This is a genomic window from Niallia laureatilytica (assembly GCF_046613985.1).
In the GTDB taxonomy this organism is placed as follows: domain Bacteria; phylum Bacillota; class Bacilli; order Bacillales; family Cytobacillaceae; genus Niallia.
Genome location: NZ_JBKKHP010000001.1, coordinates 991453 through 1018328, shown reverse-complemented (window position 1 = coordinate 1018328; position 26876 = coordinate 991453). Strand labels below are relative to the sequence as shown.

Annotated in this window: 26 protein-coding genes; 21 read left to right on the top strand and 5 right to left on the bottom strand. The window is 39.3% G+C overall.

Features of this window, described 5'->3' with window-relative positions; all coding sequences use genetic code 11:
* The first annotated feature begins 3 nt into the window (after positions 1-3).
* The 10 genes from ACLIJJ_RS05150 (at position 4) to argH (ending at position 9404) form a co-directional block, all read left to right on the top strand.
* Positions 4-492, top strand: a complete 489-nt coding sequence (locus tag ACLIJJ_RS05150) for an RDD family protein (protein WP_411410635.1) — start codon at positions 4-6, stop codon at positions 490-492.
* Between the two features lie 90 nt (positions 493-582).
* Positions 583-1284 carry a DUF2953 domain-containing protein gene (locus ACLIJJ_RS05145; protein ID WP_233317409.1) on the top strand — a complete coding sequence of 234 codons (702 nt, stop codon included), beginning with the start codon at positions 583-585 and terminating at the stop codon, positions 1282-1284.
* Positions 1285-1313: 29 nt separating this feature from the next.
* The gene (gene ytfJ / locus ACLIJJ_RS05140; RefSeq protein WP_233317410.1) at positions 1314-1781 is read left to right on the top strand and encodes a GerW family sporulation protein; all 468 of its coding nucleotides are present in this window, start codon (positions 1314-1316) and stop codon (positions 1779-1781) included.
* 158 nt (positions 1782-1939) lie between these two features.
* Positions 1940-2440: a thiol peroxidase gene (gene tpx / locus ACLIJJ_RS05135; protein ID WP_411410611.1), complete on the top strand. Its 501-nt coding sequence runs from the start codon at positions 1940-1942 to the stop codon at positions 2438-2440.
* A 116-nt stretch (positions 2441-2556) separates the two neighbouring features.
* A complete protein-coding gene (locus ACLIJJ_RS05130) occupies positions 2557-3543 on the top strand; it encodes a class I SAM-dependent methyltransferase (protein ID WP_233317412.1) in 987 nt (328 codons plus the stop codon).
* 301 nt (positions 3544-3844) lie between these two features.
* Complete coding sequence (locus ACLIJJ_RS05125) at positions 3845-5035, top strand: acetate kinase (protein ID WP_233317413.1); 1191 nt, start codon at positions 3845-3847, stop codon at positions 5033-5035.
* A gap of 137 nt (positions 5036-5172) precedes the next feature.
* On the top strand, positions 5173-6003 hold the full coding sequence (locus ACLIJJ_RS05120) for an EcsC family protein (protein WP_233317414.1): 831 nt from the start codon (positions 5173-5175) through the stop codon (positions 6001-6003).
* Between the two features lie 27 nt (positions 6004-6030).
* Positions 6031-6531 carry a MogA/MoaB family molybdenum cofactor biosynthesis protein gene (locus tag ACLIJJ_RS05115; RefSeq protein ID WP_237941798.1) on the top strand — a complete coding sequence of 167 codons (501 nt, stop codon included), beginning with the start codon at positions 6031-6033 and terminating at the stop codon, positions 6529-6531.
* A gap of 279 nt (positions 6532-6810) precedes the next feature.
* Positions 6811-8019 carry an argininosuccinate synthase gene (locus tag ACLIJJ_RS05110; protein WP_233317416.1) on the top strand — a complete coding sequence of 403 codons (1209 nt, stop codon included), beginning with the start codon at positions 6811-6813 and terminating at the stop codon, positions 8017-8019.
* Positions 8016-9404 carry an argininosuccinate lyase gene (gene argH, locus ACLIJJ_RS05105; protein WP_411410610.1) on the top strand — a complete coding sequence of 463 codons (1389 nt, stop codon included), beginning with the start codon at positions 8016-8018 and terminating at the stop codon, positions 9402-9404. Before ACLIJJ_RS05110 ends, argH begins: the two co-directional genes overlap by 4 nt.
* A gap of 37 nt (positions 9405-9441) precedes the next feature.
* Here the strand turns inward: argH and ACLIJJ_RS05100 are convergent, their stop codons facing one another.
* Positions 9442-9885: a universal stress protein gene (locus tag ACLIJJ_RS05100; RefSeq protein WP_233317418.1), complete on the bottom strand. Its 444-nt coding sequence runs from the start codon at positions 9883-9885 to the stop codon at positions 9442-9444.
* Positions 9886-9995: 110 nt separating this feature from the next.
* On the opposite strand from ACLIJJ_RS05100, the gene ACLIJJ_RS05095 reads away from it, so the two are divergent.
* The gene (locus ACLIJJ_RS05095; protein ID WP_267913463.1) at positions 9996-10130 is read left to right on the top strand and encodes a hypothetical protein; all 135 of its coding nucleotides are present in this window, start codon (positions 9996-9998) and stop codon (positions 10128-10130) included.
* A 61-nt stretch (positions 10131-10191) separates the two neighbouring features.
* On the opposite strand, the gene ACLIJJ_RS05090 is transcribed toward ACLIJJ_RS05095, so the two are convergent.
* Positions 10192-11289 carry a M24 family metallopeptidase gene (locus ACLIJJ_RS05090; protein WP_411410609.1) on the bottom strand — a complete coding sequence of 366 codons (1098 nt, stop codon included), beginning with the start codon at positions 11287-11289 and terminating at the stop codon, positions 10192-10194.
* Between the two features lie 176 nt (positions 11290-11465).
* On the opposite strand from ACLIJJ_RS05090, the gene ACLIJJ_RS05085 reads away from it, so the two are divergent.
* The 3 genes from ACLIJJ_RS05085 to ACLIJJ_RS05075 all read left to right on the top strand — a co-directional run bounded on the left by ACLIJJ_RS05085 (position 11466) and on the right by ACLIJJ_RS05075 (position 14374).
* Complete coding sequence (locus tag ACLIJJ_RS05085; RefSeq protein WP_233317420.1) at positions 11466-11714, top strand: hypothetical protein; 249 nt, start codon at positions 11466-11468, stop codon at positions 11712-11714.
* Positions 11715-12103: 389 nt separating this feature from the next.
* Positions 12104-13423 (top strand): DRTGG domain-containing protein, encoded by a 1320-nt coding sequence (locus tag ACLIJJ_RS05080; RefSeq protein ID WP_233317421.1) that lies wholly within the window; start codon positions 12104-12106, stop codon positions 13421-13423.
* 18 nt (positions 13424-13441) lie between these two features.
* Positions 13442-14374 carry a DHH family phosphoesterase gene (locus ACLIJJ_RS05075; protein ID WP_411410608.1) on the top strand — a complete coding sequence of 311 codons (933 nt, stop codon included), beginning with the start codon at positions 13442-13444 and terminating at the stop codon, positions 14372-14374.
* Between the two features lie 45 nt (positions 14375-14419).
* Here ACLIJJ_RS05075 and ytrI read toward each other — a convergent pair whose 3' ends face one another.
* A complete protein-coding gene (gene ytrI / locus ACLIJJ_RS05070) occupies positions 14420-14929 on the bottom strand; it encodes a sporulation membrane protein YtrI (protein ID WP_233317423.1) in 510 nt (169 codons plus the stop codon).
* Between the two features lies 1 nt (position 14930).
* Complete coding sequence (gene ytrH / locus ACLIJJ_RS05065; protein WP_233317424.1) at positions 14931-15263, bottom strand: sporulation membrane protein YtrH; 333 nt, start codon at positions 15261-15263, stop codon at positions 14931-14933.
* A gap of 284 nt (positions 15264-15547) precedes the next feature.
* Between ytrH and dnaE the strand changes: the two genes are divergently transcribed.
* From dnaE to ACLIJJ_RS05030, 7 genes are all read left to right on the top strand, one after another.
* A complete protein-coding gene (gene dnaE, locus ACLIJJ_RS05060) occupies positions 15548-18910 on the top strand; it encodes a DNA polymerase III subunit alpha (protein ID WP_341078108.1) in 3363 nt (1120 codons plus the stop codon).
* 162 nt (positions 18911-19072) lie between these two features.
* Positions 19073-19690, top strand: coding sequence for a FadR/GntR family transcriptional regulator (locus tag ACLIJJ_RS05055; RefSeq protein ID WP_233317427.1), 618 nt, complete (start codon positions 19073-19075; stop codon positions 19688-19690).
* 168 nt (positions 19691-19858) lie between these two features.
* Positions 19859-20728 carry an acetyl-CoA carboxylase, carboxyltransferase subunit beta gene (accD, locus tag ACLIJJ_RS05050; RefSeq protein ID WP_237942333.1) on the top strand — a complete coding sequence of 290 codons (870 nt, stop codon included), beginning with the start codon at positions 19859-19861 and terminating at the stop codon, positions 20726-20728.
* Positions 20722-21675 (top strand): acetyl-CoA carboxylase carboxyl transferase subunit alpha, encoded by a 954-nt coding sequence (accA, locus tag ACLIJJ_RS05045; RefSeq protein WP_233317429.1) that lies wholly within the window; start codon positions 20722-20724, stop codon positions 21673-21675. The genes accD and accA overlap by 7 nt, the downstream gene beginning before the upstream one ends.
* Before the next feature lie 504 nt (positions 21676-22179).
* On the top strand, positions 22180-23142 hold the full coding sequence (pfkA, locus tag ACLIJJ_RS05040; RefSeq protein WP_233317432.1) for a 6-phosphofructokinase: 963 nt from the start codon (positions 22180-22182) through the stop codon (positions 23140-23142).
* An 86-nt stretch (positions 23143-23228) separates the two neighbouring features.
* Positions 23229-24989, top strand: a complete 1761-nt coding sequence (gene pyk, locus ACLIJJ_RS05035; protein WP_233317434.1) for a pyruvate kinase — start codon at positions 23229-23231, stop codon at positions 24987-24989.
* Positions 24990-25130: 141 nt separating this feature from the next.
* On the top strand, positions 25131-25520 hold the full coding sequence (locus ACLIJJ_RS05030; RefSeq protein ID WP_233317437.1) for an FxsA family protein: 390 nt from the start codon (positions 25131-25133) through the stop codon (positions 25518-25520).
* A gap of 52 nt (positions 25521-25572) precedes the next feature.
* Here the strand turns inward: ACLIJJ_RS05030 and ytvI are convergent, their stop codons facing one another.
* A complete protein-coding gene (ytvI, locus tag ACLIJJ_RS05025; protein WP_233317439.1) occupies positions 25573-26694 on the bottom strand; it encodes a sporulation integral membrane protein YtvI in 1122 nt (373 codons plus the stop codon).
* Positions 26695-26876 lie beyond the last annotated feature (182 nt).

Genomic DNA, 26876 nt, shown 5'->3' with positions numbered 1-26876 from the left:
GATATGGATATAACAAACACAGGAACCGATCAACTCACTGGACATGCTGAAGAACAGGCAAGTACGAAAAATGATTTACATCATTATGCTGGTTTTTGGATGCGGTTTTGGGCGTATATTGCTGATATCATTATCATTACTAGCATACACCGGATTATAATTTATCCTATATTTCGCTTAATGGACTTGTCTACGGAAAACACGGGCCTGTTTTCTGCCATAAATATTCTGACAGCATTCGTTTTCTACCTGTATTTTGTATTGATGACAAAGTATTTTAAGCAGACGTTAGGAAAAATGATTTTCGGTTTGAAGGTAATTCCCTTGAAGAAAGATCAATTAACGTGGGACACCGTTATTTTCCGGGAGTGGATAGGCAGATTTATATCTGCAAGTATTTTTATTCTCTATCTTCTAGTCGCATTTCTGCCAAAGAAACAAGGCTTGCATGATTTATTTGCAGATACTGCTGTTGTACACGAAAGACGCTAGCATATAAGTTCAAGAGAAACCTGCCTTTATGGCAGGTTTATTTTTTTATTCATTAGCAAATAATAGTAAGGCTGAAAGGATGTGCACAGTGTGAGAGTTATATTCATCATCGGCATCATTATTCTATGCCTTCTTCTTTTGTTTTTACTGCTTTTATTGATGAAAATTACTGTAAGGATACGATATTACCATGCAAAAGACAATGATGATCTTTCTATTGAAATTAGAGTGTTTTTTGGTCTGATAAGAATCAAGAAGAAATTCCCGCTGATTAAAGTAGATGATAACTCTCCTTCTCTTGTTGTTAAAGAAGAAACAAAAGTGAAGGTTGGAGAGGATGGACCTGAACAGAAAGGTGATAAGAAGACAAACCAATTTACAGGCGACGATTTACTTAATACCTTTTCCAACACAAAGGAACTGCTTCAGCATGTTGTAGGCTTTCACCGCATTTTCCGCTATTTACTGTCAAAAGTCCGCATAAAGGATATCGAATGGAGCTCCATTATCGGACTGGGAGATGCTGCCCATACAGGGGCGATAGCAGGAGCTGTTTGGGCGGTTAAAGGTGCGATTATCGGTATCATCAGCAATTATATGAAAATGCAAAATATGCCTCATATACATATATATCCGCAATTCCAGCGCAATGCTTCAGAAACTTTATTTAAGTGTATGATTCGATTTCGCTTAGGGCATGCTATGATTGCAGGAATTAAACTAGTGAAATATTGGAAGGGCGGTATGCCTCATTTAAAAGCAAATAATGAAGCGCCGGCCATCCAAAAATAATAATGAATAACGAAAATGGAGGAATAAACATGTCTGATCATCCAATACAAGGCTTAATGACAACTGCAATGGAAAACTTAAAGGAAATGATCGATGTCAATACGATTATCGGAGACCCTGTTGAAACTCCGGACGGCAGTGTAATCCTTACTGTTTCAAAGGTTGGTTTCGGGTTTGCAGCAGGTGGAAGTGAATTTACTCTTGAAGATCATTCTTTGCATGACAATGGTGTAAGCAAACACCCATTTGGCGGCGGAAGCGGCGGCGGAGTTTCTATTACGCCAATAGCATTCTTAATTGTTAATGGCCAAGGAGTAAAAATGGTTCACCTTGACGAAAGCACACACCTATATGAAAAACTATTGGATTTTGCTCCGCAAGCTGTTGATAAAATTCAGCAAATGTTCTCTAAAAACGGAGACAGCCAGTCAGGTTCCGGACAGCAGCAGCAATCTTCCAGCCAAACTGCCAGCAAGAAGGAAGATATTGAATTTTAATAATAGATAATAGGTCTGAAACCACATTTTAAGGCAGTCTTTTTTAGCCTGTGGAATCAGACTATTATTTTTTTAGCAGACATTTTCTTTGCAAATAGACCCGTGTATCGCTATGATAAACACATATACATATTAAAATTACGGGAAGGGTGACTTTAATGCCTGCAGTAACATTCAAAAACAACCCCGTCACATTAATTGGCAATGAGATAAAGGTTGGAGACAAGGCTCCTGACTTTAAAGTGTTGGCAAACGACATGACGGAAATTACGCTGGATAGCTCTAAAGGAAAGGTACGCTTATTCAGTGTCATCCCATCCATTGACACGGGTGTATGCGATGCTCAAACGAGACGCTTTAATGAAGAGGCTGCAAAACTTGATAATGTAGAAGTAATTACAGTAAGTGCAGACCTTCCCTTCGCTCAAAGAAGATGGTGTGCTGCTGCCGGATTGGAAAATGTCATTACTGTATCAGACCATAAAGATCTTTCCTTCGGCAAAGCGTACGGTGTAGTAATGGAAGAGCTGCGTTTGCTTGCACGAGCTACTTTTGTTGTGGATTCAAACGACGTTGTTACATATGCCGAATATGTGGAAGAGGCGAGTAATCATCCGAATTATGATGCAGCTATAGAAGCAGTAAAGGCTGCAAAATAATAAGTGATTTGTGAGTAATCGGGAATAACGCAGAAAGTCTCGAAAGAGTTTCGAGGCTTTTTCTGTGCGGGATTAGTAAAAATTAACTTAACATATAGGAAAGATAGGTGAGAGGCATGAAAATAAGTCCTGTCGAACAATTATTTACTATTTTTAATGAAACAGCTACAGTGCTTCAAGAAGAACTGCACTGTACCTATTTAGAAGCGTTAGCTGAAACGGGAGAAAATATCTTCCAGGAAGCAATCTTGCAGGAAGAAATTAGCGAGATTGCAAAGAAAAGACTTGCTAAAAGCTATGAGACCATTTCGCTTTCAGCATTCAGCAAAGAGGATATCCGTAAAAGCTTTCAGTTGGCAATCTTAAAAGGCATGAAAGAAAACACACAGCCTAATCACCAGATGACACCAGATTCAATTGGAATGTTTATTGGTTATCTTGTGCAAAAGTTCTATACAGAAAAAGAACTGCGTCTACTAGACTTGGCTGTAGGCACAGGCAATTTGTTAACATCTGTCATTAACCAACAAGGTGACAAGCAAGCAGAGGCGATTGGGGTAGACATCGATGATTTACTTCTTCAGCTTGCGTATGTCAATGCGAATCTTCAGGAACAGCCAATAGAGTTCTTTAATCAGGACAGTCTTGAGAAATTGTTCATCGATCCAGTGGACATTGTTATAAGTGATCTGCCAGTAGGATACTATCCAAATGATGTTGGTGCAAGTGAGTATGAGCTTAAGGCAGACAGCGGTCATTCTTATGCCCATCATCTTTTTATCGAGCAGTCCATCAATCATTTAAAACCTGGTGGATTTGGATTTTTTATGGTTCCAAATGGATTATTTGAAAGTGAACAGGCACCTAAACTTCATGCTTATTTAAAGGATGCCGTTCATATTCAAGCCATCATGCAGCTTCCATTGACATTATTTAAAAATAAACAGGCAGGAAAAAGCATTTTGATATTGCAGAAAAAAGGAGATACTATAAAGGCACCGAAACAAGTGCTCCTTGCAAGCATTCCAAGCTTCTCTAATATGCAGGCAATGGAAAAAATACTCGGCCAGGTTGAACAATGGCTGACAGAAAACAAGCAGTAAAAAACAGACCGTAACGCCAAAAGTACACGTATACCTGTTCTATAAAAAAACAGCATTTGTACTAATACAGTCTGACACTATTATATAAAAGTTTTTCCTTGTTTTTTGGACAAATTCACGAAAATAACAAAAAAACAAGAAAAAAACAAAGAACTGTATCAATATAACTTGAAATGTTTGTGACACAATGTTTAAATGAGAAATTGAGAGATATTTGTCCAGTAAGGTTATTATATGAAGCTGTTCAATGTCAGATTAGCACAATAAAATGTTGTTATATAAAAGGGGAGTAAAATACTTTATGGCAAAAATTATTGCGATCAACGCAGGAAGTTCTTCACTTAAGTTCCAGCTGTTTGAAATGCCAAGTGAGGACGTAATCACAAAAGGTCTTATTGAACGAATCGGTTTAAATGAGGCAGTATTCAATATTTCCGTTAATGGTGAAAAAATCAAAGAAGTGACAGACATTCCTGATCACGAGGTAGCAGTTACTATTCTTTTGAATAAGTTGACAGAACTTGGAATCATTAAATCATTAGATGAAATTGAAGGTATCGGACACCGCGTTGTACATGGTGGAGAAGAGTTTGCTGATTCTGCTTTAATTACAGATGAAGTTATGGAGAAGATCGACAAGCTGTCTGAATTGGCTCCACTGCACAATCCAGCTAACTTGACTGGAATCCGTGCATTCCAAAACGTTCTTCCAGATGTGCCGGCTGTTGCTGTATTTGATACTGCTTTCCACCAAACAATGCCTGAAAGCTCTTATCTATACAGTCTTCCTTATGAATACTATGAAAAATACGGTATTCGTAAGTACGGTTTCCATGGAACAAGCCATAAATATGTTTCACAACGCGCTGCAGAAATGCTAGGCCGTCCAATTGACCAGCTTCGTTTGATTTCTTGTCACTTAGGTAACGGAGCAAGTATCGCTGCAATCGAAGGCGGTAAATCAATTGATACTTCTATGGGCTTCACACCGCTTGCTGGTGTAACAATGGGGACTCGTTCAGGTAACATCGACCCTGCCTTGATTCCATATATCATGGAAAAAACAGACCAATCTGCAGATGAAGTACTGCAAGTATTGAACAAAAAAAGCGGATTGCTAGGAATTTCCGGATTCTCAAGTGACCTTCGTGATATTACAGAACAAGCTCAATCTGGAAATGACCGTGCTGAATTGGCATTGACAGTATTTGCTGAGCATATTCATAAATATATTGGTTCTTACGCTTCTGGCATGAACGGTGTAGATGCAATCATCTTCACAGCTGGTATCGGTGAAAACAGTGAAGTTGTTCGTGCACGAGTGTTGAAAGGCCTTGAATTTATGGGAGTTTATTGGGATCAATCACTAAATAAAATTTCTGGTGAGGAATCATTTATTAACTATCCTCACTCACCAGTAAAAGTTATGGTAATCCCAACAAATGAAGAAGTTATGATTGCACGCGACGTTGCAAGAATTGCAAGTGTGTAAGCTGTATTAAAAGGGAAAGACAATCTTTTGTAATTGCAAAAGATTGTCTTTTTTTATGTATGGATACAATGCTAGTGCCTGGCCAAATGATATACTGTAAATACTAAAGGCTTTGGTAACTTGAAAGGAGCTGTATTATGCTGACATTTAGAGAAGAAGAAGTACTTAAGGAGCTATCTGAGTGGGAGAGAGAACTGCTTTCATATGAAAAGAATGATATGGTGAGTTTATATGAAAAGTATGTGAAAAAAAGCATGTCATATATAGAAGAAAGCAAGTGGCAGGATATTTATGCAGTTATTGATAATTCTTTATTTCATGCATATACGATGCTTTTAAGTTCCAGCCTTCACGAAAATGCAAATGAGCGAATGCTGTCAACCGCTAGAATATTTAATGAGAATATTACGGAAATAACGGATATGAAGTCTTTAACAATTGATCAACTCCACTTTATTGGGCAGCAGCAAATGGCGAAACACCGTTTGTATGCCTGTTTTCAAGGCAGTATTACAGGAACTGGCGGTGTTGCAGCGGCAGCTTCTGACTTTTTGGGACTGATGGCAATCAATATAAGATTTTGTCAGCAAATATCTTCCTTGTTTGGTTCACCAGGCAACACTCCTACTGAAATAATGACTGCATTAAAGGTTCTTCATGGTGCATGCCTGCCAAAAAGACTTCAAGGCAAGGCTTGGGCAGAATTAATGGAAGAGCTGGGACGACCGAACAATTATTTTTATGAAGGAACAGAAAACGTTGCAAGTTCGGAAGTGGCAGAGGTCATGTTGCAGCAGACAATGAAAATGTTTTTTATTTTTCTATTTGGTAAAAAGACATATAAGAAAATGCCTTTTGTCAGCATGTTTATCGGTGCGGGGGCCAATTATCAGTATACGAAAAAGATAACAGAATTTATTTATAAGTTTTACCAGCGCCGGTATCTGTATGAAAAGCTGCAAAGTTAAGCAGAAAATAAAGGAGAGGAAGCAGGTTTGAGCATAAATACTCATAATAATAAGAATTATACTCATATTAAGTGCAAAGTAATTACAGTGAGTGATACAAGAACAGAGGCTGATGATAAAAGCGGAAAGACAATAATGGAATTGTTGGAAGCGGCAGGCCATTATACAGCTAATTATGTGATTGTCAAAGATGAAATAAAGGAAATTCAAACAGAACTATTGAAAAATACAGAAGCACAAGCAATTATTTTGAACGGGGGAACGGGGATTTCTCCAAGAGATGTCACAATTGAAGCAGTCGCACCATTGTTAACAAAGGAAATAAGCGGGTTTGGTGAGCTTTTTAGGATGCTTAGCTATACAGAGGATATTGGAGCAGCAGCTATGCTGTCAAGAGCAATTGCCGGGACGGTTGGCGAGCGTGCAGTCTTTGCAATGCCAGGTTCAACAGGAGCTGTAATGCTTGGAATGAAGAAACTTATACTTCCAGAGCTCAGCCATGTCATCAGTGAACTACATAAAAAATAAGGAACATTTGAATAAGATTTTGCATAAAAGGGAGGAGAGCCTCCTTTTTTTTACGGTTTTTTTTTATAACCGGCAATGAAAATACTGATGTGACAACAAATACTTTTAGACGTCCTGAGTGTATGTATAGAGGCATTATTATAAATATAAATATTTTTGTATTTTTATAGAATAAAAGCTTGAAATTCTCTTAAAAAGTTGCTAAAGTGTTTAGTATAGTTTTTGAATAAAAATATAAATAAATGAATAATTATTCGTATATATAGGAGGAAAACGCTCATGGCGAATCCAAAAGTTGTATTAGCATATTCAGGTGGTTTAGATACATCCGTAGCAATCAAATGGCTACAAGATCAAGGTTTTGATGTAGTTGCTTGCTGTCTTGATGTTGGAGAAGGTAAGGACTTGAAATTTATTCAAGAAAAGGCTCTAACAGTTGGAGCTGTTCAATCATATGTAATTGATGCAAAAGAAGAATTTGCACAGGATTTTGCTTTGATAGCGATGCAGGCACATACATTATATGAAGGAAAATATCCGCTAGTTTCTGCACTTTCAAGACCGTTAATTGCAAAAAAACTTGTTGAAGTGGCAGAAAAAGAAAATGCAGTAGCTGTTGCACACGGATGCACAGGAAAAGGAAATGACCAAGTGCGTTTTGAGGTTTCTATCCAAGCTCTTAACCCGAACTTAAAGGTGTTGGCGCCAGTGCGCGAATGGGGTTGGTCTCGTGAAGAAGAAATCGAATATGCGAAAGAGAAAAATATTCCGATTCCAATTAACTTAGACAGCCCATTCTCTATTGACCAAAACTTATGGGGACGCAGCAATGAGTGCGGAATTTTAGAAGATCCATGGGCGGCACCGCCGGAAGATGCATATGATTTAACAGTAAGTCTAGAAAATGCGCCTGATACGCCGGACATTATCGAAATAGACTTTAAAGAAGGTATTCCAGTCAGCATTGACGGCATTTCATACAAATTGTCTGATTTAATCCTTGAGCTGAATAAATTGGCAGGTAAGCATGGAGTAGGACGTATTGATCATGTAGAAAACCGCCTTGTTGGGATTAAATCACGTGAGGTTTATGAGTGCCCTGGTGCTATTACACTTATCCAAGCACATAAAGAGCTCGAAGACATTACGCTTGTAAAAGAAGTTGCTCACTTCAAGCCAGTTATCGAAAAGAAAATCACGGAAGTTATTTATGAAGGCTTATGGTTCTCTCCAATAACAAATGCTCTTCAGGCATTCCTGAAAGAAACGCAAAAGAATGTGACAGGAACTGTACGTGTTAAGCTATTTAAAGGTCATGCAATCGTTGAAGGAAGAAAATCTCCTAACTCCTTGTATGATGAAAAGCTGGCAACATACACTTCAGATGATGAATTCGATCATGCAGCTGCTGTTGGCTTCATTAAACTATGGGGGCTGCCAACAAAAGTGCAAAGCATTGTGGAAAACAGCAAGAAGGTGACAGTGTGAAGAAATTATGGGGAGGCAGATTTACAAAATCTGCAGAAGAATGGGTAGACGAATTCGGCGCATCCATCTCCTTTGATCAAGAGCTAGTCTTAGAAGACATTGACGGAAGCATTGCCCATGTGGCAATGCTTTCTGAAACAGGAATTCTAAGTATAGAGGAAGCGGAAAAAATCAAAGCTGGATTGCTTCTATTAAAAGAAAAAGCAAACAAGGAAGAGCTTGAGTTCTCTGTTAAATTGGAAGATATCCATCTTAATCTTGAAAGCCAACTGACAGAACTGGTTGGTCCTGTTGGCGGCAAGCTTCATACTGGAAGAAGCCGTAATGATCAGGTTGCAACAGATATGCATTTGTATTTGCGCAAGCAAGTAAAGAATATCATTGCTCTTTTAGAGGAGCTTCAAGGTGCGTTGCTCGAAAAGGCGGAAGCCAACATCGAAACGATTATGCCTGGGTATACACATTTGCAAAGAGCACAGCCTATATCCTTTGCTCATCATCTGATGGCTTATTTTTGGATGTTTGAACGAGATAAAGCGAGATACAAGGAAAACTTGAACCGCATTAATGTCTCGCCGCTTGGTGCAGGAGCATTAGCAGGGACAACTTTCCCTATCGATCGTTACAGAACTGCTGAACTTTTGGATTTTGAAGGTATTTATGAGAATAGCATGGATGCTGTCAGCGACCGTGATTTTATCTTGGAGTTTTTATCTTCGAGCAGTATCTTAATGATGCATCTATCTAGATTCAGTGAGGAAATCATTCTTTGGTCAAGCCAGGAGTTTAAATTTATTGAACTGGATGACAGCTTCTCAACAGGAAGCAGCATCATGCCGCAGAAGAAAAATCCGGATATGGCAGAACTAATCAGAGGAAAAACAGGCAGAGTCTACGGTAATTTAATGGGATTGCTGACTGTCTTAAAGGGACTTCCTCTTGCTTATAATAAAGACATGCAAGAAGACAAAGAAGGAATGTTTGATACTGTCAAAACAGTAGCAGGTTCTTTGAAGATTTTTGCTGGCATGGTTCAGACGATGAAGGTTCAGACAAATGCAATGGAGCAAGCAACAAAAAATGACTTTTCTAATGCAACAGAACTGGCCGACTATTTATCAGACAAAGGCATGCCGTTTAGAGAAGCACATGAGGTTGTAGGCAAATTAGTGCTGCACTGTGTGCAGAAACAATGCTTTTTGGCAGATTTGCCGCTGGATGAACTTCAAGCTGCAAGCCCGCTGTTTGAAGGAGATATTTACGAGGTGCTCAATCCGAGAACGGCTGTACAAAGAAGAAACAGTGCAGGCGGAACTGGATTCCAGCAAGTCGAACAAGCTATTAAAAAAGCAAAAACATGCCTTGATTCTTTTGCGAAGGCATAATTTAAGAGAGGCATCCGTTGGGATGCCTCTCTCTTTCTTATATTCCATTTCTTACAATAAGCACATCACATGGCGCATTGCGGGCAATTCCCTCAGAAACACTGCCGATAATAAAACGTTCCACTGTATTCAATCCAGTAGCGCCGCAAATAATCAAATCGGCATCATATTTCTCGGCAATATCCCTTGGAATAACAGCTCTTGGTGATCCGAATTCAATTGCTTTCTCCACATTTTCTACACCGCCTTGGGCTGCCTTCCTTGTATACTTTTCCATTATTTCTTTGGCAAATTCGTCTGCTTTCGAAGCAACAGATTGATCAAATGCTGCAACTGTAGCGAAAGAACGTGTGTCAATAACATGTGCTAAAATAAGCTTTGCATTATTTTCTGCTGCAATAGATACAGCCTTTTCAAAGGCTTTTTCTCCTTGCTCCGAACCGTCGACAGCAACAATGATTTTCTTATACGTTAACCCCATATTAACACCCTCCTATTTCTTCTATTTAATTATATACCCTCCTATTGCATAACATTAACTTTAATAAGCAAAAATAAAAAAGCATTTCAAAACAGGAGGGGACAGCCATCATGAGGGAAATAAAGGGAAACCCGAACTTTGATTATGATGAAAATGGTCATTTGGAAGTTACGGCACAAGTGATGGACGCCTATAATGACGGCGCCATTGACAGCTTGATTATCCGCAGCCAAGAAGAGAAATAAGCAAAAAAACTGACTCAAAACTCCGTTAAACGGTCATTTGAGTCAGCCCCTTCTTCATTCATTATGAAATTACTTGAAGCTCTTTCGGAAACTTCGTCAGGATTTCCACGCCATCTTTCGTTACATACACATCATCTTCGATTCGCACACCTGCTACATTTGGCACATATATACCTGGCTCAATTGTATAAACCATACCCGCTTTTAATGTAAGTGGATTTGTTGATGTGAGGGATGGAAACTCATGAACACTTATACCAAGACCATGTCCAAGGCGATGTGGAAAATACTCTCCATAACCAGCGTCCTTAATCACATTTCGTGCTGCCATGTCCACATCCATACATTTAGCTCCAGGAACAGATGCATCAAGAGCAGCGAGCTGGGCTTTCAATACTGTGTCATATATCTTTTGCTGTTCATCATTTATATCCCCGAAAGCTACCGTTCTTGTAATATCGGAACAATAGCCATCCACAACAACGCCTAAATCAAACAGAACTAAATCTCCCTTTTTGATTTTTGTATTCCCTGGAGTGCCGTGTGGTGACGCACCGTTTTTGCCTGTTAGCACCATTGTGGAGAAGGACATTTTGCCGATGCCTTTTTTCTTCAATTCATACTCAATGGCAGCCAAAATTTCCATTTCTGTTTTGCCTTCTGCAATCTCGCTGCAGCCAACCTCAATCGCATAATCTGCCCACTTGCAAGCTTCGCGGATTTTGGAAAGCTCTTGCTCTGATTTGACCATTCTCACTTCATTCAGCTTTTCCTCTGCAGGCAAGTATTTCTCAATGGCAGGGAAATATTGCTGTAATGCTTCATATCTAGAAATATTCATATGTTCTTTTTCAACAGCAATTCGTTTTGCTGCTGATTTTTTGCTGACTTTTTCCTGAATTGTTTCCCATGGATTATCCGTGTCACTATAACCGATTATGTCATACTTCCAGCCTGCATTTCTTGCATCATTTTGCTCCATTGCAGGACATACAAGAATCGGTTCTTCTTTTGGGAAAAGTATCAGTGCCAGTAGTCTTTCATGTGGATCACTGTAAAATCCGCTCAAATAAAAAATATTATCTGTTGATGTCAAGAAGGTGAAATCGATTGCCTCTTGTTCCATCCATGTTGATAGTTCCTTTAATTGCTTCTCCAAGGAATAATTCCTCCTTTAATAAAGTTAAACATTATCTTAATATATGTTATCGCTTCTTAAGATTATCAACAACTCCATTGCTTGTAAACCTTTAGTAATGCGAAATATTCAAGAAGAATGACTTTTTTTAAACTTGTCCGCATAGAATGGTTATAAGTGAAAAAAGGAGGAAAAATATGAAGAAGAATCGGTATTTATTATGCATTCTGTTATGTGGTGTTCTTTTATATTATGGTGTACCAAGGCTTGCTCCGTATGATGCTGGCTTGGCAGGAATCTTTTCTGTTACTTGGCTCGCATTTGCCATCTTTGTGCTTGCAGGAAACTTAACTGCATTGCTGTATACGCCAAAAGCAAAACAACAGAACAGTAAAAAAACACTTCAGCAGCTGCAAAAGAAAAGAAAAATCCGTTACTATCAATAAAATACTTAAGCTTGTCAAAGCTTCTCAATCACAGGTGAGTCCATTCGCATAATTGGGCAACATTGGTGGATAATGAAGAAGGGATTTGGCAAGCTTCTTTTTTTGCTTCTAATTCTATAACAGATATATGAATTATTTGTAACAATTCTTTCGTTACTTTCTTTTTTCTTTGTCATACAAGTATTAAATAACTAAATGGTCAAAACTGTACTAATAATTAAGACGATAAAAATTTCACTGTTATATACATATTGGATTGAATCGAACGAGTGGACATTCTATAATAAAAGAGAAGACAACCGAAAGAGCTAAACTCACTAAACTTACCCGTTTTCATTAGGTTTATGAGTTGACTACATAGAGAATGAAACCCAAAAGGAGGGTGAACAGTGGCAACAAAACATGAACAGATTCTGAATTATATCGACGAACTGCCCGTTGGAGAAAAAATTTCCGTCAGGCAAATCGCAAAGGCGCTGAGCGTAAGCGAAGGAACAGCCTATCGTGCTATTAAGGAGGCTGAGAATAAAGGGTATGTCAGCACGATTGAACGGGTTGGAACGATAAGGATTGAAAGAAAAAAGAAAGAAAATATTGAAAAGCTGACATTTGCTGAGGTAGTAAATATTGTAGATGGACAAGTTCTTGGCGGAAGGGATGGACTTCATAAAACCCTAAACCGATTTGTCATTGGAGCGATGAAACTAGATGCAATGATGCGCTATACAGGTGCAGGCAATTTAATGATCATTGGGAACAGAATAAAGGCTCAGGAGCATGTATTAAGAGCAGGTGCGGCTGTTTTAATTACCGGTGGATTTGATACAGAGGAACATGTGAAGCGGCTTGCTGATGAGCTGCAGCTTCCGATTATTTTAACAAGCTATGATTCCTTTACTGTTGCTACCATGATCAACAGGGCAATCTATGATCAGTTGATTAAAAAGGAAATAGTGCTTGTAGAGGATGTTCTGACTCCTTTGGAAGAGACGATTTATTTAAAGACAGATGATCCTGTTTCCATGTGGCAGAAATATAATGAAGAGACAATGCATGGCAGGTTTCCAGTTGTTGATGCCAACATGAAAGTACAAGGCATGGTTACTTCGAAAGATATTATCGGTAAACAAAAGGAAATATCAGTTGAAAAGATTATGACGAAAAGCCCTGTTACAGTCGGCGGCAAAACAAGTGTAGCCTCTTGCTCCCACATTATGGTTTGGGAAGGGATTGAGCTGCTTCCAGTAGTTGATGAAGCAAATAGGCTCCAGGGAATCATAAGCAGACAGGATGTCTTAAAAGCGCTGCAGATGAATCAGAGACAGCCGCAGATTGGCGAAACAATTGATGATATCATTACAAAACAAATCAATGTTTCTAAAGGCAAACCGAAGTCAGAAAATTCCTTTACTTGCGAAGTTACCCCGCAGATGACAAATCACTTAGGAACCATTTCTTATGGAGTGTTCACCACCATTGTTGCAGAAGCTGCAAACCGAGTGCTGAGAGGGCATAAAAAAGGCGATTTAGTGGTGGAAAACTTAACAATCTATTTTATAAAACCAGTTCAGATTGACAGCACCATTGAAATAGTCCCGAAAATCCTGGAAGTTGGCCGGAAATTTGGGAAAGTCGATGTAGAAGTGTTCAATCAAGGCGTGCTTGTCGGCAAGGCTATGATGATGTGCCAGTTAATTGACAGACACTAGAAAGGAGAGAAATAGAAGATGAAACAAAGCATATTAGATGCAATTAAACAATTTGAAACCATTATAATCCACAGGCATGTCCGTCCAGATCCAGATGCATATGGATCTCAAGGAGGCTTGGCTGAAATCATCAAAAAATCTTTCCCTGCCAAAAAAGTTTATACAGTAGGGAAGGAAGAAGAATCGCTTCATTTTTTACGAAGACTTGATGTAATTGAGGACAGCATGTATGAGAATGCTTTAGTTATTGTTTGCGATACTGCCAATCAAGAAAGAGTATGTGATAGTAGATATACAAAAGGGCGTATGCTGATAAAAATTGACCATCATCCTAATGACGATCCATACGGGGATATTGTTTGGGTCGATACTTCGGCAAGCTCTGTAAGCGAAATGATTTATGAATTTTATTTATTTGGCAAAGATCAAGGCTTGAAGCTGAACGATGAAGGAGCAAGACTGCTTTATGCCGGCATTGTCGGAGATACAGGCAGGTTTTTATATCCAAGCACAACAGAAAAAACCTTCAGCTATGCAGGAGAATTAATAAATTACAACTTCACACGGCCTGACATGTACAATCAAATGTATGAGCTTGAACCAAATATCGTTAAATTAAATGGATATGTGCTGCAGAATTTTACGATGCTTCCAAGCGGAGCAGCATATATGAAGCTTGATAAGGAGGTATTAAGCCGTTTTGAGGCTGTTCCTTCGCAAGCTTCGTTACTTGTCGGCGAACTGGGAAGCGTAAAGGGTATTACAGCATGGGTGTTCTTTATTGAAGAAGACGATCAAATCAGGGTCAGATTCCGCTCTAAAGGTCCTATTATTAATGTCCTTGCGAAAAAGTACAATGGGGGCGGTCATCCCCTCGCATCTGGAGCGAGTATATTTAGCTGGGATGTTGCACAAGACGTTATCCGTGATTTAGATGAGCTTTGTAAATAAAAAATAAAAACCCAAGAATTATTTCTTGGGTTTTTTATCATACTGCTAATCGGCAAAGGTTACACTCAGCTCTACATATACAGTCGTATAAATGATAAGCTCAGAGACTTTGAATCTGTAGCGCTTTTGATCTGATTCGACCACTTTATTTTCGATAGATTTCTTGAGCAGGGCCCGGCTTTTATATACAAGCTCCATATCTTTAGCCACAATTGTCCGCAGATCTTCCTTAATAGCATCTTCCATTTCTAAAGCATTAAATGGTTTGATATCGTATTTTTCCTTGTCTTTGCTGTTTATTTTCACGACTATTCCTTGTATTGTCAGTTTTTCCTCCGCTTTTTTATTCAGCTCGGAAAACTCCTGCTGCCATATTTCCTTATCTTTTTCTAAGTCTGCAATCGTGCTTTTTTGATTTTTTATTTCAGTGCTGTACCTTTCTTGCCAAACACCAAACATAAACAGAAAGACACACCAGCTTATAAAGCCTCCTATCACCATTCCAGCAAAAAAACGCTGAAGGGAAACATTTTTATAAAACGGTGGTATCCTCATGTTAAATATACTCCTGTGTTATCCATCGTAAGATCGTTGCACCAGTATGGGCCCCGCCGAATGCAGAAACAATCAATAGTATCTGTTTGAAAAGATCTTTCGTTCCGGCGTCATAAATACCCTTTTCAATTGTATTGATTGCATCGAAAGTGCCGCCTATAGCTGTAACAATCGCCCAAATCCTAATCATATCCGACAATTTCGTTATTTCTGTCAAGAGAGGCTTGCCTGTCATAAATGCGGCTAAACCGCCTAACAGGGCACCTCCGAGCACAACACCAAGGGCAATAAAATAGCTTTCTATAAATGCCGGGAAAAATGGTTCTTGGTTCATCTTGTCAACCTCACAGTCCCTATTATTCTCTTAATCATACATATGGACAAACTGGGGGAATTATGATTGTTGGAGTTTGGAAACACGAAAAAACTTCCATATTAAAATGAATTAGGCTTTGCTATAAGGAATTCGTATAGACAATGAAAAAGTAAGAACATATTTTCTTTTTTTATGCAATAGAACTATAATAAAAGGATAATTAGTTGCCATAGTCGAACAATTAAATGATTGTGGCGATAAAGAATAATAGTAGAAAGTTTTTGTAAAAGAGTGGTGATTATATGTCTTTTGTTCATCTGCAAGTATCAAGCGCGTACAGCTTGCTGTCGAGTACAGCGTCCGTTAAACAGCTTGTTTCCGCTGCGAAGGAAAGGGGATTCAGTGCGCTTGCCTTGACCGATCGCAATGTTATGTATGGGACGGCAGCTTTTTATAAGGAATGTATCAAGCAGAATATTAAACCTATTATCGGTTTAACTGTCGATATTATCAGTGAAAAGCACACAGATACGGCCTTCCCTCTAGTGCTGCTGGCAAAAAACGGGGAAGGCTTCCAAAACCTGTTGAAATTATCAAGTGCCATCCAGACTAAAAACAAACAAGGCATTCCAATCAGATGGCTAAAGCATTATGCTGACGGGCTGTTTGCGTTTACTCCAGGACATAGTGGTGAAATAGAGCAGTCTCTGCTGGCAGAAGACCTAGAGCACGCTAAAGAAACAGTGGCTTTATTTAAGAGCATACTCGCTCCCGGTCATTTTTATTTATCGCTACAAAAGCACGGGATAGAAGCAGAGACAGCCTTGAATAAAAAGCTAAAAGAATTAGCAGAGTCTTCAGCAACAAAACTGATTGCTGTAAATGATGTCAAGTATACAAGCAAGGGAGACCGTTTTGCGCAAAGCTGTTTGAATGCAATTAAACATGGCATCACCTTAGCTGAGGTAGTAGAGGATGAATGGGAATCTGAAGAGCGTTATTTGAAAAGCAAGCAGGAGATGGTAGAGCTGTTCAGCGAGGAGCCGGAGGCGTTGGAGAATACTTGGGCGGTTGCTTCAGCATGTGAATTCCAGCTTGGAGAGAAGGTCGCTGCATTGCCAAAATACCCTCTTTTAGCCGGACAAACAGCCGACGGGTATTTACTGGACTTATGCGAGCAAGGGCTGAAAGCTAGATATACAAATCCTTCGAAAATACATATGGAACGCCTTCGTTATGAACTGGATGTAATCAACCGGATGGGCTACAGCGATTACTTTCTGATTGTCTGGGACTTTATGAAATATGCAAGAGACAACGAAATCCTAACAGGTCCTGGAAGGGGTTCTGCTGCAGGCTCGATGGTTGCATATGTGTTGTTCATTACAGACGTTGATCCGATAAAATATGACTTGCTGTTTGAGCGCTTCTTGAATCCTGAACGGATTACGATGCCAGATATCGATATTGATTTCCCGGATGACAAGCGGGAACAGGTTATTGAATATGTTAAAAACAAATATGGGGAGCTGCATGTAGCACAAATTATTACATTTGGGACACTTGCAGCAAAAGCTGCCTTAAGAGATGTTGGCAGGGTTTTTGGGTTATCGATGAAAGAGTTGGAGCAGCTTTCAAAATCAGTGCCCTCGAAGCTTGGAATCACATTGGAGCAGTCCCTGCGGGAATCAAAGCAGCTTCAAGCATTTATTGCGGAATCTCCGAAAAATAAACAAATCTTTGAAACAGCTTGCAAAATAGAAGGGCTGCCGCGACATGCGTCTACACATGCTGCTGGGGTAGTGTTAAGCGAGGAGCCCCTTGTACAGATTGTCCCGATTCAAGGAGGCAATGAAGAGGTTTATTTAACACAGTACAGCATGGAGCATTTGGAGGAACTGGGATTATTAAAGATGGATTTTCTCGGGTTAAGGAATTTATCCTTGCTGCAATCTATCATGGAAACCATTCAGCGCCAAACACATAGAAGAATCGCAATTAAAGAAATTCCTTTAGATGATTCAGCAGTGTTTGAACTCTTGAGCCAAGGAGAAACAACAGGAATATTTCAGTTGGAATCTGACGGAATGAGAAATGTCTTGAAAAAGCTAAAACCAACAGAGTTTGAAGACATAGTAGCTGTTAATGCCCTTTACCGTCCCGGTCCAATGGAGAACATCCCGTTATATATTAACAGGAAGCACGGCAAAGAAGAAATTGATTATTACCACCCTGATTTGCAGGTAATCTTAGAGAAAACATACGGGGTAATTGTTTACCAAGAGCAGATTATGCAAATTGCTTCTAAAATGGCAGGTTTTACTCTAGGCGAAGCAGATTTGCTTCGCAGAGCAGTGAGCAAAAAGCAGCGGGATGTGCTAGCGTCAGAACGGGTTCATTTTGTAAATGGTGCGTTGGCAAAGGGATATACACAAAAGGCCGCAGATGAAATTTATGAACTGATTGTCCGATTTGCAGATTACGGGTTTAATAGGAGTCACGCAGTAGCATACAGTATGATTGCCTACCAGCTTGCCTACTTAAAGGCGAACTATCCGCTGTTTTTCATGTCATCTCTTCTGACGTCAGCAGTCGGAAATGAAGGGAAAATTATGCAGTATATCCAGGAATCAAAGCAAATGGGTATTAAGGTTTTGCCTCCTTCTATTAATAAGAGTCATTTCGCCTTTATGGTCGAAGGCAGTGAGATTTTATACAGCTTAGCGGCTGTTAAAGGGGTCGGAGCAGCTGTCTTGAAAGAAGTGTTCCGTGCGAGAAGGCAAAAAAGATTTGAGGATCTTTTTGATTTCTGTTTGCGAACCTCTCCAAAGATAGTAAACAGAAAAATCATAGAAGCCTTTATATACGCAGGCTGCTTTGACGAATTTGGAGAGGACAGGGCAACATTGCTTGCGACCATTGATGTAGCAATTCAGCATGCTCAACTTGTTCATCCAGATGGCATGGAACAAGATGATCTGTTCGGTGAAGAAGGCTTCTTCTTTAAGCCGAAATATGTCCAAGTAGATCCGATGAACGCAGAGGATAAGCTTTCATTAGAGAAAAAGGTTCTCGGACTCTATCTATCTAATCACCCAGTTTCCATATATGAGCAATACAAGCAATTGCTTCGCTCTAATCATTTAGGTGAGATGGCTCCAGGCGGAAAATACAGGACTATAGTATATATAACGGACTGGAAAGCAATCCGAACAAAAAAAGGGGAACCGATGGCGTTCCTTTCCATAAGTGACCAGAGCGGGGAAATGGAGGCAGTCGCTTTTCCGGCAGCTTATAAAAAACTGCAAAACTTGATTCAAACGGAAAAAATTGTATTTATGGAAGGGAAAGTTGATGAACGGAACGGAAACAAACAATTTGTTATCCAAGATGCTGCAAATGTTTTGGAAATCGTCCAATCACAGAAAGCAAACAAACATAAATTATTTATTAAGATTGTCCAGGAAAATGAAACAGATGAAATAAAAGGAAGACTATTGGACATCATTAACAATTATAAAGGGGCTACCCCTGTTATTATCCACTATGTGCAATCTGGAAAGACAATTCAGCTGAATGAAGATTTCTTCATCGATCCTGTAAAGGAATGCCTTCAAAGGCTTGAAGAATTGCTTGGTACAAATCACGTAATCTTGTCTGATTAACTTTACAACTCTGCAATCTTGTTATATTGTTTAATAAGTCAACTGGTCTGACCACTAAGTTCGCGAGTTTTCTTACAGAAACAGGAAGTTTTTATGGCGGGAAAAGGAAAGATGACCAGAAGTTTTAAGGACATGCTAACAAGAAGCAGGTGATGATGAACGGTGAACGAGTCTTCTTCTAACAGCTCCAAGCTTTATTTGGACATAGTCAATCAATTAAGGGACATGATTGAGCAGGATGGCTTAAAACCTGGAGACAGGCTTCCCTCTGAACGTACCCTTTCCGAAAGGCTAAATGCAGGAAGGTCGTCTGTAAGAGAGGCGCTGAGGGCTTTAGAGCTTTTAGGGCTTATTGAGACGAAAAAAGGCGAAGGCACTTTTCTTCGGGATTTTCAAGGACATCGTCTTGTACAGTTAATCAGCACATTTATACTGCGTGATGAAAAGGCTAAATTGGATGTATTAGAAACAAAGAACTTTATACAATTGAATTGTTTGCAAATTGCAATGGAAAAAATGACAGAGAAAGAGCTGGCCGAAATCACAGAATGGGTTGAGTCTGAAAAGGTCAGTGAGAGTGATTTCTTTTTCAAGATTGTCCATATAGCCGACAACTATTTGCTGTTTCGTTTATGGACTATTCTAAAGGATTATTATTATTCTTTAGGGTTTTCCAATGTCTACTGGACAAAAGAAGACTATTTGCTGCTATTAAATAATATAAAAAGCAAAAATGAACTAGAACTGATCATGAACTATAGGGAAAAAAAGCAACTTTAAAGAAAATTAGCTATTATTTTATTTATTATCCTGATTTTTAGATACTTTTTAAAAATGCCAGTCAGGCAAGTATCAGTATGCTTTTTTTTCTATAATGTGCTGCTAAGATTAAAAATATGGTCTTAGATAAAGCGCAAAATGCAAAAAAATGGGGAGGCTTCCACATTGATGATAAAGGAAATATTTTCGAAATCGAAAAAAAAGAAATATGCAACCATCCCTTCAGAATCATCTAAACATGATGTTCCAGAAGGTGTCATGACAAAATGCAGCAATTGCAAAAAAATCATGTATACAAAGGAATTGCAAAAGAACCTCAAGGTTTGCCTGAACTGTGGCTTCCACTTGCCAATGACAGGCTATGAGAGGCTCGACAGCTTGCTTGATGAAGGCACGTTCACAGAGATGAACAAGGAAATGAAAACAGGCAATCCATTAAATTTCCCAGGCTACGAGGAAAAAATCGCAGGCGATCAGAAAAAAACGCATATGAATGAAGCGGTTGTAACGGGCACTGGTGAAATAAATGGTCTTCAAGTAGTAGTCGCTGTCATGGATTCTTCCTTTAGAATGGGAAGCATGGGATCGGTTGTCGGAGAGAAAATCACTTTGGCAATAGAAAAAGCAGATGAACTTTCTGTGCCATTCATCATTTTCACAGCATCAGGCGGTGCAAGGATGCAGGAAGGTGTCCTCAGTTTAATGCAAATGGCTAAAACAAGTACAGCATTGAAGAAATTCAGCGACAATGGCGGGTTGTACATTACGGTGATGACACATCCAACAACAGGTGGAGTGTCTGCAAGTTTTGCTTCGTTAGGAGACTATAACTTTGCTGAGCCAGGCGCCCTGATCGGATTCGCAGGTAGAAGAATTATCGAACAGACGATAGGCGAAAAGCTGCCGGAAGACTTCCAAACATCTGAGTTTTTATTAAAGCATGGTCAGCTCGATGCCGTTATACCGAGACTGGAAATGAAAGAAAAACTCCATTTAGTATTAGAAATGCATCAAGCGGGCGGTGATTCAGAATGGTAGAACTAGAATTTGACAAGCCAGTCGTTGAACTGAAAAACAAGATTAAAGAACTTGAAGATTTCTCGAAAAAAGCAAATGTTGATCTTTCTACTGAAATTGAAAAACTGGAAAAACGATTGGAGAAATTGGAAAAGGATATATATGAGAACATGAAGCCTTGGGACAGGGTGCAGATTGCAAGACACCCAAGCAGACCGACAACTCTTGACTATATTCCATATCTTTTCACCGATTTTATCGAGCTGCATGGTGACAGAACATTTGGTGATGATGCAGCAATAGTTGCCGGTATTGCTAAATTTAAAGGTCTTCCGATAACAGTTATAGGCCACCAAAGAGGGAAGGATACAAAGGAAAATATCCGCAGAAACTTTGGTATGCCTCATCCTGAGGGATACAGAAAAGCATTGAGATTAATGAAACAGGCAGATAAGTTTAGACGGCCGATTGTTTGCTTTATTGATACAAAAGGGGCTTATCCTGGAAAAGCGGCAGAAGAACGCGGGCAAAGTGAAGCTATTGCGAAAAATTTATTTGAGATGGCTTCTTTAAAAGTGCCTGTTATCTGCATCGTAATTGGAGAAGGAGGAAGTGGCGGAGCGCTGGCATTAGGTGTTGGTAACCATATGCATATGCTTGAGAACTCCACGTATTCCGTTATTTCTCCTGAAGGTGCAGCAAGCATCCTATGGAAAGACTCTAATCTGGCAAAGCAAGCTGCAGAAAAGATGAAAATCACGGCACCTGATTTGAAGGAGCTGGGTATTGTTGATACGATCATTCCAGAGGTAAGAGGCGGAGCACATCACGATGTCGAAGCACAAGCTGGTGAGATTGAACAGGTGTTGTTTGCATCCCTTAAGGAATTGAGGGCAATGACAGAAGGTGAGCTTGTTGAACACCGTTACAATAAATTCAAAAGCATCGGAGAACATATCTCTGAGTGATTCTAACGTAAAGAGCTTAAATGGGAAGCATAAGCTTCTTGTTTAAGCTTTATTTTTTTTTGTGCAAATCTTAATATAAAAATATTGAATGAAAATATAGCAATTATCATCGGAAAATGAGAAAATGCAGATGTCGGCAAAAAAGGAATCATCAAAGATTCTTAAATAGCATGCTAGAGGGTTTAAGCTTTCTTATTCGGGAAAAGATAAAAGAGGGAGCAAATAAGATTTTGCTGACAATTCCGTCTTTAATTTTTTTTTTAGATAAAGTTGAGATAGATGAGCCTTCATGATATGTTAGAATTGTTATAGTCAAATGTAATTAAATGAACGCTAAATTATCATAATAAGGAAAAGAAAGCCTTGGGAATTACTATTTTTTAGGGAATATTATCTTTTTATGTGTAATATTTGTGACAGATATTGCAGAAAGATGTTATATAATTTAGTATATGTATGTTTTTATCTACATAGCAGTGGATTAAATTGTATGAGGTGATTGTAATGGTTAAAAGAATTGGGGTACTAACTAGCGGCGGAGATGCGCCAGGAATGAATGCAGCAGTAAGAGCAGTTGTGCGTAAAGCTATTTTCCATAACGTGGAAGTATACGGAGTAATTGGCGGATATGCAGGTCTAATCAATGGAAACTTCAAGAAACTAGAAGTTGGTTCTGTTGGAGACATCATTCACCGCGGCGGAACATTCTTATTTTCTGCTCGTTGTGAAGAGTTTAAAACAAAAGAAGGTCAACAAAAAGGTATTGAGCAGCTTAAAAAGCACGGTATTGATGGTCTTGTAGTTATCGGTGGAGACGGGTCCTACATGGGTGCGAAGGCGCTTACAGAACAAGGGTATCCATGTGTCGGCGTGCCAGGAACAATCGACAACGATATTCCAGGAACAGAGCTGACTATCGGATTTGATACAGCTTTGAACACTGTTATTGATGCGATTGACAAAATCCGCGATACAGCAACATCCCATGAGCGTACATTTATTGTCGAAGTTATGGGAAGAAACGCTGGAGACATTGCACTTTGGGCAGGTCTTGCTGGCGGAGCTGAAACAATCCTTATTCCAGAAGAAGGCTTCCATATTGAAGAAGTGGTTGACCGTCTGAAAAAAGGTAGTGAACGCGGCAAAAAACACAGCATTATCATTGTTGCTGAAGGTGTAAGCTCAGGTGTCGAAATCGGCAGACAAATTGAAGAGCACACTGGGTTTGACACTCGCGTCTCTGTATTGGGTCATATGCAGCGCGGAGGTTCTCCAACTGCAGCAGACCGTGTGCTTGCAAGCAGACTTGGCGCATACGCAGTCGAGCTTCTTGTAGAAGGAAAAGGCGGACGAGCAGTTGGTATCGAAAAGAACCAATTGGTAGATTATGATATAATTGAAGCATTATCACGCAAACATACAATCGACAAGAACTTATATCGCCTATCAAAAGAATTGTCCATCTAATGATAGAACAGGAGACTCGAATTAGAATTATTTCTACTTGGAGTCTCTGCCATGAATAAAAAATATTTAAATTGGAGGCAATAATAATGCGTAAGACAAAAATAGTATGTACAATCGGTCCTGCTAGTGAAAGTGTTGAAAAGCTGACACAACTTATGGAAGCAGGTATGAACGTTGCACGTTTAAACTTCTCTCATGGTGATTTTGATGAGCATGGAGCTCGTATTAAAAACATCCGTGAAGCATCTGAAGTTACTGGTAAAAACATCGCGATTCTTCTTGATACAAAAGGCCCGGAAATTCGTACGAATAATATGAAAGACGGTGCTATTGAGCTTGTAGCTGGAAACAACATCATTGTTTCTATGAAAGAAGTAGAAGGTACTACAGAAAAATTCTCCATTACATACGAAGGACTTATCGATGATGTCGAAGCAGGAAGCAAAATCCTTTTGGATGATGGCTTAATTGGACTTGAAGTAACAAGCATTGATAAAGCAGCAGGAGAAATACATACAAAAATCCTCAATACAGGCACATTGAAAAACAAAAAAGGTGTTAACGTGCCTGGCGTTTCTGTTAAGCTTCCAGGAATCACAGAAAAAGATGCTAACGACATTCTATTCGGAGTGGAGCAAGGCATTGACTTCATCGCAGCTTCATTTGTTCGCCGTGCATCTGACGTACTTGAAATTAAGCAGTTGTTAAAAGACAATAACGCTTCTCATGTTCATATCATTCCTAAAATCGAAAACCAAGAAGGTGTCGATAACATCGATGAAATCTTGGAAGTTTCCGACGGCTTAATGGTAGCACGCGGTGACTTAGGTGTGGAAATACCTGCAGAGGAAGTTCCATTGGTTCAAAAATTATTGATTAAAAAATGTAATATCTTAGGTAAGCCGGTTATTACTGCTACGCAAATGCTTGACAGCATGCAGCGCAATCCGCGTCCAACAAGAGCGGAAGCAAGTGATGTAGCAAATGCGATTTTTGACGGTACAGATGCTATCATGCTTTCTGGAGAAACAGCTGCTGGAACATACCCTGTTGAAGCTGTTCAAACAATGCATAATATCGCGTCAAGAGCAGAAACAGCTCTTAACCATAAAGAGATCCTTTCAAAACGCAGCAGAGAGATTGAGCACAACATCACTGATTCAATTGGACAATCTGTTGCTCACACTGCTTTGAATCTTGATGTTAAAGCAGTAATCACACCAACTGCAAGTGGACAAACGGCAAGAATGATTTCTAAATTCCGTCCGGAAGCTCCAATTGTTGCTGTGACATATGATGCGCATATTTTAAGACAGCTTGCTCTAGTTTGGGGTGTTTATCCACGTCTAAGCACAAGATCAGAGTCTACTGATGAAATGCTAGATGTAGCAGTACAAGAGAGTGTTAACAGCTCTATCGTGACACACGGTGACACGGTTGTTATTACAGCTGGTCTGCCAGTTGGGGAAACAGGAACTACAAACATCATGAAAATTCATGTTGTTGGAGACGTTTTAGCAAAAGGTCAAGGTATCGGCCGCAAAACAGCTTACGGTAAAGTTATCGTTGCTAACAATGCGAAGGATGCACTTGATAAAGTGAAGCAAGGTTCTGTTTTAGTAACTACAGGAACAGATCGTGACATGGTTCCAGCTTTGGAAAAATGCAGTGCTTTGATTACAGAAGAGGGCGGATTAACAAGCCATGCTGCTGTAGTTGGACTAAATCTTGGTATCCCAGTAATCGTAGGTGTTGAAAATGCAACTAGCATCTTCGAAGATGGACAAGAAATTACAGTTGATTCCCGTATTGGAACAATCTACAGCGGACATGCAAGTGTGCTGTAATAGTTAATAATAAAAACGCCAATGGTTCTTTACCCTTGGCGTTTTGTTTTGTTTGGAAGAATATGCATTCACTAAATATTTTTCTAATCAAGCAGAAAAAGCTATAATAGAGAAAAGTGGTTTTGAAGGAGGAGCATCATTTTGCGCAATCTTTTTATCGCATTATTGTTTCTTCCGCTTGTCGAACTGGCTGCATTTCTGCTGTCAGGACGGTTTATCGGCATACCGGAGACTTTGCTGTTAGTGGTGGTAACCAGTGCGCTGGGAGCTTTTATTCTTAAAAAGGAAGGCGTAAAAGCCATAAAAAATGTTCAAGAGCAATTAAATTCAGGAAGACTTCCAGGCGATGCCATATTGAACGGTTTTTGTGTACTTCTCGGAGGAATACTTATGCTGCTGCCAGGCTTTCTGTCTGATATTGCAGGTGCTTTACTGTTGCTTCCACCGACGAGGAAGCTTTGCAAGAAGCTGCTGCTTAACTACATGCAGAAAAAACTGCTGCAAAAGAACAGGATTATCATTCAACAATGAATGTAGGAAAAAACAAGCGGCCAGGATTTATTCCAGGCCGCTTGTTTGCTTGTTATATCTTTTTTTCGTCTCCTTTTATGAAGCTCCATAAATCAGCGAAAACTCCAGCTTTATTCAATGTGCTAATAATGACAAGTGTGACTGGACCGATGATTAATCCTAAAAAACCGATCAGCTTAAAGCCGACAAATAAGGCAATTAATGTTGCAAGAGGATCAACACCGATGCTAGAAGAAAGGATTTTTGGTTCCATGATTTGTCTTTGCACAAGAACTACTATATACAATACTGTCAGTCCGACAGCTAAAGGCATTTGTCCGGCAATCATTTCGTATATAATCCATGGAACAAAGACTAGCCCAGTGCCTAAATAAGGGATAATATCAACAATCCCAGTTACTAAGGCAATAGTGATTGCGTAATCGACTCTAAGAATGATTAAGCCGATTAAAATGATGACTGTTGTGATAGATACTAATGTAAGCTGAGCCTTCAAAAAACCAAGCAATGCTCTCTTTAAATCGACAAACACGGATTTTCCGCTTCTGCTCAAACGCGGAGGAAGCAATTTTGAAAGTTTTCGTATGAGGCGATTCCAGTCTTTGCTGATAAAGAAGGTGGCCAATAAAGAGAAAATAATCACAGTAGCAGCATTGGGAAACCAAGACAAGATAATCGGGATGTTTTGGAAAAACGATTGGATAAACGCTCCCACACTTGTCCCGATTTGCTCTCCAACATTTTTGATATTGGAAATAATGGTATCCTGCTGGTTAGTACCTAAGCTGTTAAATGTGCTTGCAAGCTGATTGTAAAGCGGGATAATTTGGGCGGTAAAAAAGTTCTCTATGTATTCAATCAGTGTATTAATATGCTGTGGTACGACATTAGCAAGATAGGCAGCACCTGTGACAATTTCTGCGATTAACAGTGTAATAAGGCCTGCAAACACAGATAAAATGATAATAATACTTAAAACTACGGCAAAGGACCTAGGTAATCTACACTTAAATTGCAGGAAGTTTACAAGTGGATTCATCAGGAACGCAATCAAAAAACCGATAATAAAGGGATAGGTTATTTTTGATAAATAAAAAAAACCAACAAATACTAGTACCGTCACTGCAATTACAAACAGCAGACGAAGTGAACGGTGAATCAAAGTCAGGTTCAATAGACGTCCTCCATTCTTTGGAAAATACATAGCAGTCTTTCCGAAATGTTATCATTTCATATGTAAACTTAAACAATGCAGCCATAAAGTATAATCTGTTAACGGCTCATCTATGCTTATATCATTGATTATAGAGGAAAGGAAAAGGATGGGTCAATAAATGGTAATTTAGCTTTAGAAAG